This window comes from Neobacillus sedimentimangrovi (assembly GCF_010614825.1).
Lineage (GTDB): Bacteria > Bacillota > Bacilli > Bacillales > Cytobacillaceae > Neobacillus > Neobacillus thermocopriae.
In genome coordinates this window covers 37180-45946 of the sequence record NZ_JAAFZF010000024.1, presented here as the reverse complement: position 1 = coordinate 45946, position 8767 = coordinate 37180, and the positions used below count along the sequence as shown (strand labels likewise).

8 protein-coding genes are annotated in these 8767 nt (G+C 42.9%); 1 reads left to right on the top strand and 7 read right to left on the bottom strand.

Going from position 1 to position 8767, the window contains the following annotated elements; all coding sequences use genetic code 11:
- Positions 1-127: IS3 family transposase (locus GZA11_RS09685; RefSeq protein WP_163183607.1), on the top strand; the 127-nt coding region annotated here is incomplete at its 5' end.
- Positions 128-228: 101 nt separating this feature from the next.
- On the opposite strand, the gene leuD is transcribed toward GZA11_RS09685, so the two are convergent.
- The 7 genes from leuD to ilvB form a co-directional block, all read right to left on the bottom strand.
- On the bottom strand, positions 229-828 hold the full coding sequence (gene leuD / locus GZA11_RS09680; RefSeq protein ID WP_163183606.1) for a 3-isopropylmalate dehydratase small subunit: 600 nt from the start codon (positions 826-828) through the stop codon (positions 229-231).
- A gap of 3 nt (positions 829-831) precedes the next feature.
- Complete coding sequence (gene leuC / locus GZA11_RS09675; protein ID WP_163183605.1) at positions 832-2250, bottom strand: 3-isopropylmalate dehydratase large subunit; 1419 nt, start codon at positions 2248-2250, stop codon at positions 832-834.
- A gap of 108 nt (positions 2251-2358) precedes the next feature.
- On the bottom strand, positions 2359-3465 hold the full coding sequence (gene leuB, locus GZA11_RS09670) for a 3-isopropylmalate dehydrogenase (protein WP_163183604.1): 1107 nt from the start codon (positions 3463-3465) through the stop codon (positions 2359-2361).
- A gap of 86 nt (positions 3466-3551) precedes the next feature.
- Complete coding sequence (locus tag GZA11_RS09665; RefSeq protein ID WP_163183603.1) at positions 3552-5096, bottom strand: 2-isopropylmalate synthase; 1545 nt, start codon at positions 5094-5096, stop codon at positions 3552-3554.
- Complete coding sequence (ilvC, locus tag GZA11_RS09660) at positions 5083-6111, bottom strand: ketol-acid reductoisomerase (protein WP_163183602.1); 1029 nt, start codon at positions 6109-6111, stop codon at positions 5083-5085. The genes GZA11_RS09665 and ilvC overlap by 14 nt, the downstream gene beginning before the upstream one ends.
- Before the next feature lie 29 nt (positions 6112-6140).
- Complete coding sequence (gene ilvN / locus GZA11_RS09655; RefSeq protein WP_038539490.1) at positions 6141-6662, bottom strand: acetolactate synthase small subunit; 522 nt, start codon at positions 6660-6662, stop codon at positions 6141-6143.
- Complete coding sequence (gene ilvB / locus GZA11_RS09650; protein ID WP_235924951.1) at positions 6659-8386, bottom strand: acetolactate synthase large subunit; 1728 nt, start codon at positions 8384-8386, stop codon at positions 6659-6661. Before ilvB ends, ilvN begins: the two co-directional genes overlap by 4 nt.
- Positions 8387-8767 lie beyond the last annotated feature (381 nt).

Sequence of the window (8767 nt, the reverse complement as noted above, 5' to 3'; positions counted from 1 at the left end):
AAGAACATTGAAGGAATTGAAGTCAAAAATTAATCATTACATGGTTTACTATAACAATTACCGCTATCAGTGGAATTTAAAAAAGATGACCCCTATTCAGTATAGGAATCATCTTCTAGCTGCTTAATCTCTTTTTTTAAAGTGTCCTTGACATGGGTACCATTTTACACGAATGTCTCTCCTTTTTTTAACCTCTTATAGTTATAACTTAATTCCTTTCAATAAACTCTATTTTGTATGAACAAGTTGTTTGCTTTGCTCATACTGGGCGATTTTATCTTCATATTTTAAAGTAACACCAATTTCATCCCAGCCGTTTAGGAGCATTTCTTTCGGATAGGGGGCGATATCGAATGTGAATTCAAAGCCCTCAGAATCGTAAACAATTTGATCCTCGAGATTTATTGTTAAAGTATAGCCTTCGGTTTCAGCTTTTTTCATAATGGTTTGAACTTGTTCTTCGGTGGCCTGGATGGCAAGAATGCCGTTTTTCACCGTGTTATTTTTAAAAATATCAGCAAAACTAGGGGCAATAATAACCCTAAAGCCGAAGTCTTGAACCGCCCATGGGGCATGCTCACGGGAAGAGCCGCATCCAAAGTTTTCACCGGCCACCAAGATGGATGCACCTTTATATTGAGGCTGATTTAATGGAAACTCAGGATTTGGATTTCCTTCGTCATCAAAACGCCAATTATAAAACAGGAACTGCCCGAAACCGCTTCGTTCAATCCTCTTTAAAAATTGTTTTGGTATGATTTGGTCCGTATCGATATTTGCTCTGTTTATAGGGCAGACAATTCCTTGATGAATTCGTAATGGTTCCATGATTTAACCGACCTCCTGTGCTGTGAATGTACGGACATCAACAAAATGACCGGCAATCGCTGCAGCTGCTGCCATTTCTGGGCTCACTAGATGAGTGCGTGCACCTTTTCCTTGACGACCTTCAAAGTTGCGATTGGAAGTAGAAGCACAGCGTTCTCCAGAAGGAATGAGATCATCATTCATTCCAAGACACATACTGCAGCCGGCATTACGCCATTCAAAGCCAGCATCTGTAAATACCTTATCTAGGCCTTCTTTTTCCGCTGCCATCTTTACACTGAAGGAACCTGGAACGACAATGGCTTTGACAGAAGGATGCACTTTCTTGCCGCGAATGATTTCGGCTGCCTTGCGCAAATCACTTAGGCGGGAATTCGTACAGGAGCCAATGAACACATGGTCAATTTTGACACTGGATATCGGCTGCCCGGCTTCAAGACCCATATATTCAAGGGCACGTTTGATTTCTTCCCGATCGCTGGCTTTATTGGCTTCTTCAGGATTTGGAACACTTGCCGAGATTGGGATGCACATGCCAGGATTAGTTCCCCAAGTTACTTGTGGTTCGACTTCCGTTGCATCAATCTCAACTACTGCATCATATTCTGCCCCTTCATCAGTGGCAAGAGATTTCCAGCGGGTAACGGCTTCTTCAAATGCTTTTCCTTGGGGAACATGTTTTCTTCCGCGCAAATATTCAAACGTTGTTTCGTCAGGAGAGATCAGCCCAGCCCGCGCTCCTCCTTCAATGGACATATTGCAGACGGTCATTCTCTCATCCATGGACATTTCACGGATCGCTTCTCCGGTATATTCGATGATATACCCTGTCCCAAATTTAACTCCGAATTTTCCAATAATCGCAAGGATTAAATCTTTAGCAGTAACACCTTTTCCAAGTTTGCCTTTTACTTTTACATTCATTGTTTTTGGCGGTGCTTGCCAAAGAGTTTGGGTAGCCAAAACATGTTCTACTTCACTGGTTCCAATTCCAAATGCTAAAGCACCGAAGGCACCGTGCGTGGATGTATGACTGTCACCACAGACAATCGTTTTTCCTGGCTGGGTTAGACCAAGTTCCGGACCAATGACATGGACGATCCCGTTATCTGGGTGATGGATGTGAGCTAAAGGAATGCCAAATTCCTCGCAGTTTTGCTGTAACGTATCGATTTGCTTTTTCGAAATAGGATCTTCAATCACTAGTCTTTGTCGAGTTGGAACATTATGGTCCATTGTGGCAAAAGTGAGATCCGGACGGCGCACTTTACGTCCATTCATTCGCAGCCCTTCAAAGGCTTGAGGGGAGGTGACTTCATGAACAAGGTGTAAATCAATATAAAGTAAATCCGGTTTTCCTTCTTCTCGATGGACAACATGCTGTTCCCAAATTTTTTGGATAATATTTTTTGGTCTTTCCATAGCTTTCTTCCTCACGTTATTAGATTAAAAGTTTGTTAAAAATAGAATGAATTTTGTAGGTTAAGGGGAAAACCGCCGATTTCAAGGCGGTTTCCCAATGATTTTTTATTAAAAGTAACAGCTTGCGATACATTTTGAGGCGCTCACAGTTCGGATATAATCAACGATTAACTTTGTCATTTCTGCTGTGCCGACTTGGAATCCTCCAGCAATCCGAAGATCAGCCGTATGATATCCTGCATCTAATACCGACTGAACGGCGTCTTCGATAATCTTCGCTTCATCTTCTAATCCAAATGAATAACGAAGCATTAACGCAGCTGATAGAATCATTGCAGTTGGATTAGCGATACCTTTTCCGGCAATGTCTGGTGCTGAACCGTGAACTGGTTCGTATAGGCCAACTCCAGCTTCGTTCAAGCTAGCGGAAGGGAGCATACCAAGTGATCCAGTTAATACGGAGGCCTCGTCACTTAAGATGTCGCCGAACATGTTCTCCGTTACAATGACATCAAAATGAGAAGGATTTGTGATCAGTTTCATTGCTGCTGCATCGACTAATAGATGTTCCACAGCGACATCAGGGTACTGGGCTTTTTTCTCTTCAACGATTTCACGCCACATTTTGCTGGACTCAAGGACATTGGCTTTGTCAACAGAAGTTAGGCGTCCTCGGCGGCCTTGTGCCGCTTGGAATGCTTTGTCTATAATTCTTTCAATTTCTTGACGTGTATAGCTGAGAGTATCAACCACCACTTGACCATTATCGCGACGTTCGCTAGGAGATCCGAAGTAAATGCCCCCTGTTAGTTCACGTACAATAAGGAGGTCGCTTCCACTAACGACTTCTTCCTTTAATGGGGAAGCAGGCAGTAAGTTTTTGAAACCTTTGATTGGTCTTAAGTTTGCATATAAATCAAGGGCTTTACGGATACCTAGTAGTCCGCGCTCAGGGCGAAGGTGGGAAGGATTGTTATCCCATTTTGGTCCGCCAACCGCTCCAAGTAATACCGCATCTGCCTGTTTGCAAGCATCAACCGTTGTTTCTGGAAGGGGGGTGCCGTATTGGTCAATGGCTGCTCCTCCAATTTCATGGGTTTCAAAGCTGAAAGAGTGGTTATACTCTTCAGCAATTGCAGTTAATACTTCCTTGGCAGAATTCATGACTTCCTTGCCAATCCCATCACCGGGTAGTAAAACAATTCGCTTTTTCATTAGAAGCAACCTCCTCGTTTTTGAAAATTCTGATTTTATAAAATGGTAATTGTAGATCGACGCCTTTGAAAAAGGTGCCTAGGTTCTTATAGTGCAGCTGGTTCTTTAACCAATGCATTCTGATTGAAAAAGACGCGATTTACTGCATTGACAAATGCTTTAGCTGAGGCTTCAAGCACATCTTGTGAAGAGCCGCGCCCACTGACGTTAATTCCATTCACGGTCATTTTCACATGAACTTCAGCAAGGGCATCCCGTCCGCGCCCAACAGAGCTTAAGTTGAAATCTGTCAGATGAATTTCTTCCTTCACTAGTGCCTCTAATGTGTTATATAGTGCTTCAACACTTCCACCACCAGTGCGGGCTGTTTCTACCTTGATCCCTTCTGGAGTAGTAAGAGCTACTGTCGCTGTAGGTAGATTGGATGAACCATAGTGAACCTGGAAAGCAACTAGTTCATATTTCTTTATATCAACGGCTGCTGTTTGGATATCGGTCAGGATCGCGAAAAGATCTTCATCTGTGACTTCTTTTTTACGATCCGTTAATTGTTTAAAAGATTGAAAGGCTTCGTTCAGTTTCTCTTGGGTTAATTCAAAGCCCATCTGTTCAATTTTATCTTTAAACGCATGACGTCCGGAGTGCTTACCGAGAACAAGGTCATTGGACTGAACTCCGACTAATTCAGGTGTAATAATTTCATAGGTTAACGCATTTTTTAATACGCCATCCTGGTGAATGCCTGATTCATGAGAAAAGGCATTTTTTCCAACAACGGCTTTATTTCCTGGAACTTTCATCCCGGTAAAGCGGCTGACCAAATCACTGGTGCGTTTAATTTCTTTTAATACTAGATTGGTTGTGAATGGATATTTGTCTTTACGAATATTTAAAGCAACGGCGATTTCTTCTAAAGCAGCATTGCCAGCACGTTCGCCGATCCCGTTGATTGTACCCTCGACTTGGGTAGCTCCGTTTTCAATAGCCGCTAGGGAATTGGCTACCGCCATTCCTAAGTCATCATGGCAATGACAGGAGAGTGAGGCTTTATGAATATTCGGCACGTTTTCTCTAATGTAGCGGAACATACGGCCATATTCTTCCGGTGTTGTATAGCCAACTGTATCAGGAAGGTTGATAACGGTAGCTCCAGCATCGATCACTTTTGTAATGATTCGGACAAGAAAATCTAGATCGGAACGGGAAGCATCTTCCGCAGACCATTCCACATGAGTAAATTTCTTTTTCGCATAAGAAACCATATCAATCGCTGTCAGCATTACTTGTTCTGGTGTTTTCTTCAGCTTATACTCCATATGAATAGGGGAGGTGGCAATGAAAACGTGTAACCTTGGTTCCGCTGCTTCTTTTAATGCTTCCCATGCAATGTCAATATCCGATTTAACGGCACGTGCTAGACCGGTTACAGAAGAGTTCTTAATTGTTTTTGCAATGGCTTTTACTGCTTCGAAATCTCCTTGGGAGGAAGCCGGGAACCCGGCCTCCATAATATCAACGCCAAACCTTTCCAACTGTTTTGCTATTTCCAATTTTTCTAGCTGGTTTAAATTTACACCAGGGGATTGTTCGCCATCACGTAAGGTTGTGTCAAAGATATTAACGTGAACCATGTACCACCACTTCCTTCTTCTGATTAGGCTTTTTAATAAACGGCATTAAAGCACGAAGCTCGCGGCCGACCACTTCGATCGGGTGGTTGTTTTCTGCACGGTTGATGGCATTAAATTGTGGACGGTTTGCTTGGTTTTCAAGAATCCAGCCTTTGGCGAATGCGCCTGTTTGGATATCCTTTAATACTTCTTTCATGCGGGCTTTTGTTTCTTCATTCACTACGCGTGGACCTGATACGAAATCTCCCCATTGTGCAGTATCAGAGATGGAGTAGCGCATGTATTCCAAACCGCCTTCGTATAAAAGGTCAACAATTAATTTTAATTCATGTAGACACTCAAAGTAGGCAACTTCAGGCTGATAACCTGCTTCCACCAGTGTTTCGAAACCAGCTTTGATAAGGGCCGTTGTTCCACCACAAAGGACAGCCTGCTCTCCGAATAGATCGGTTTCTGTTTCTTCTTGGAAGGTGGTTTGCAATACCCCTGCACGGGCTGATCCAATTCCTTTTGCATAGGCTAAAGCAAGGTCTTTTGCCTGACCGGTATAGTCTTGATATACCGCATAAAGGGCTGGAACACCTGCACCTTCCGTGAAAGTACGGCGTACCAAGTGGCCAGGGCCTTTAGGTGCTACTAGGAATACATCGACATCCGCAGGAGGGACGATCTGGTTAAAATGAATGTTAAACCCATGAGCAAAAACTAAGGCATCTCCAGCTTTTAGGTTCGGTTTGATGCTTTCTTCATACACTTTAGGCTGCAATTCGTCCGGCAATAAAACCATGACTACATCTGCTTGGGCAGTCGCCTCTGCAACAGTGGTAACTTGAACACCATCTTCTACGGCTTTATCCCAAGATTTACCTGGGCGTAATCCAACAACAACATCGAATCCACTTTCTTTTAAGTTAAGTGCATGGGCATGACCTTGAGAGCCATAACCAATGATAGCGATTTTTTTCCCTTGTAATACTTCTTCTTGAATATCTCCGTTATATAATACTTTTGCCATTTTGATCATCCTTTCAATAAATTAGTGATTTATTTTAATAGATAACTAGCTGATAATTCTGTTGTTTGTGGTTGATGCCCGCGAAGGAAAGCAGTCAACCCGGTTCTAGCAATTTCTTTAATGCCATATGGACGAAGTAAATCTATCAATGCGTCGATTTTATCTGGTCGACCAGTAATTTGAATCGCCAAGCTATCCTTGCTTACATCGATAATCAGAGCACGGAATGGATCAATAATACCGTTAATTTCGCTGCGAAGCTGAGGGCTACTTGCCACCTTGATTAGGGCAAGCTCTCTTGCGACAATGGCTTTATCGGTAATATCGGAAACTTTTAATACATCAATTTGCTTGTTTAATTGTTTTGTAACCTGTTCAAGCCGCTGATCATCCTCGACATCTACAACAAGTGTCATTTTGGATACCCCTTCAGTTTCCGCTGCTCCAACTGAGATGCTGGTGATATTAAATTGCCTTCTTTGCAAAAGACCGGTAACCCGGTTAAGGACACCACTACGATCTTGAACGGTTAATGAGATGATGCGTTTCATTGTGGTTTCACCCCAATCATTTCATGAAGCCCTTTTCCCGGCGCAATCATTGGAAAAACTTTTTCCTGTTGAAGGACTCGACAGTCGATAAGAACCGGACCATCATGTGCCATCAGCTCAGGAAGGGAAGTAATCAACTCTTCTTGATTATCAATTTTTGCCCCTCGGATTCCATAGCTTTCAGCCAGTTTCACGAAATCAGGCTGCGTATGGAGTAGGGACTCGGAAATACGATTATCATATAAAAGCTCTTGCCACTGACGAACCATTCCAAGTGCACTATTATTGACGATAATAATTTTGACTGGCAGATTTCTTTCATAAATGACTGACAGTTCTTGGAGTGTCATTTGGAATCCAGCGTCTCCGACAATTGCTACGACTGTGCTTTCCGGTGAGGCCATTTGCGCTCCAATGGCTGCAGGGAAGCCGAATCCCATCGTTCCAAGCCCACCTGATGTAATCCAGCGATGCGGCTTATTGAAAGTGTAATATTGAGCGGCCCACATTTGATGCTGACCAACGTCGGTAGCAACAATGGCTTCACCTTTGGTCACTTTATGAATAGCTTGAATGAGCCATTGTGGGCTTATGCCACTTGGGTCAAGCTCATACCAAAGGGGGTAATCTTTTTTGTACTGATTTAATTTTTCCCGCCATTTTTCACAATCTGGAGACTTCTCTGCTTCTTTTAAAAGCTCCATTAAGGCTACCTTCGCATCAGCGACAATTGGAATTTGTGTTGGTACATTTTTTCCAATTTCAGCCGGATCGATATCAATGTGTGCTACTTTTGCGAATGGGGCAAAGTGTTTCAAGTTTCCGGTTAATCGGTCATCGAAACGGGCTCCGAAATTGATTAATAAATCACATTCATATAGGGCCATGTTTGCTGCATAAGTTCCATGCATGCCGCCCATTCCTAAAGAAAGTGGGCTGTCTGCCGGGAAGGCTCCTAGTCCGAGTAATGTCGTTACAACTGGTATTTGATGCTTTTCAGCAAAAGCTGTAAGTTCTTTAGAGGCGTGGCTGTGTAAGACGCCGGCACCAGCTAGAATAACTGGCTTTTTCGCTTTCGAAATAGATTCCGACAGCTTTTTAATCTGCATCGGATTTGGTTTATAAGTTGGCTGATAGCCAGGTAAATGGATGTTAACATCTTTTACGACTTCTGTTAGGATTTCAGATGATATATCTTTTGGCACATCGACAACGACAGGACCTGGCCGTCCGGTAGAAGCAATATGAAAAGCTTCTTTGACGATTCTTGGTAAGTCGGCAACAGATTGTACTTGGTAATTATGTTTTGTGATCGGAGTAGTAATTGCCATGATATCTGCTTCCTGGAAGGCATCGGTTCCGATTACTGTCCGTGCAACTTGGCCAGTGAATACCACGAGTGGTAGGGAATCCATCATGGCATCCGTAATTCCGGTAACCAAGTTTGTTGCTCCAGGGCCTGAAGTTCCAATAACAACACCAGGTTTACCGGTAATTCGAGCGTATCCTTCTGCAGCATGAATCATTCCTTGTTCGTGACGGAAGAGTACATGCTTGATAGAATTTTTGGCGCGATAGATCGCATCATAAATTGGAAGAACAGCTCCTCCCGGATAACCAAATATTGTATCAACGCCTTCTTCGAGCAATAGTTCAATCAGAAGGTCTGCACCAGTTTTTGGTGCGGTACTGGTTTGGAACTCCAGCTTTGCTTCTACTTTCACGTTGTAATTCCCTCCTTGTGATATTTGAATATTTAAAAAACTTAATGTATAAAGCCACATTTAAAAAAGGCCACTTCTTCCCAATAAACTGCATTTAATCCTTTAAAAGCAGAATAATCGGGGAGAAAAGGCCTTTCATTTTCTCGGTACCACCCGGTTCACAGCACCCTCACGAATGCTGCCTCATGAAGCGAAAACAAAATATCGCTTCTTTTTGTAACAGGTGTTCGTATGTAAACACCCGGTTAAACCTAATAGGTAAAAAACCGTTCAGATTAACACTCAGGGATGATGTCAAAATAGGTTGTATTACTGGGCTTCCAGCAACCCCAGCTCTCTGTAAATACAAGCTCCTATTCCTTTATTCCCGTCATCGATTTA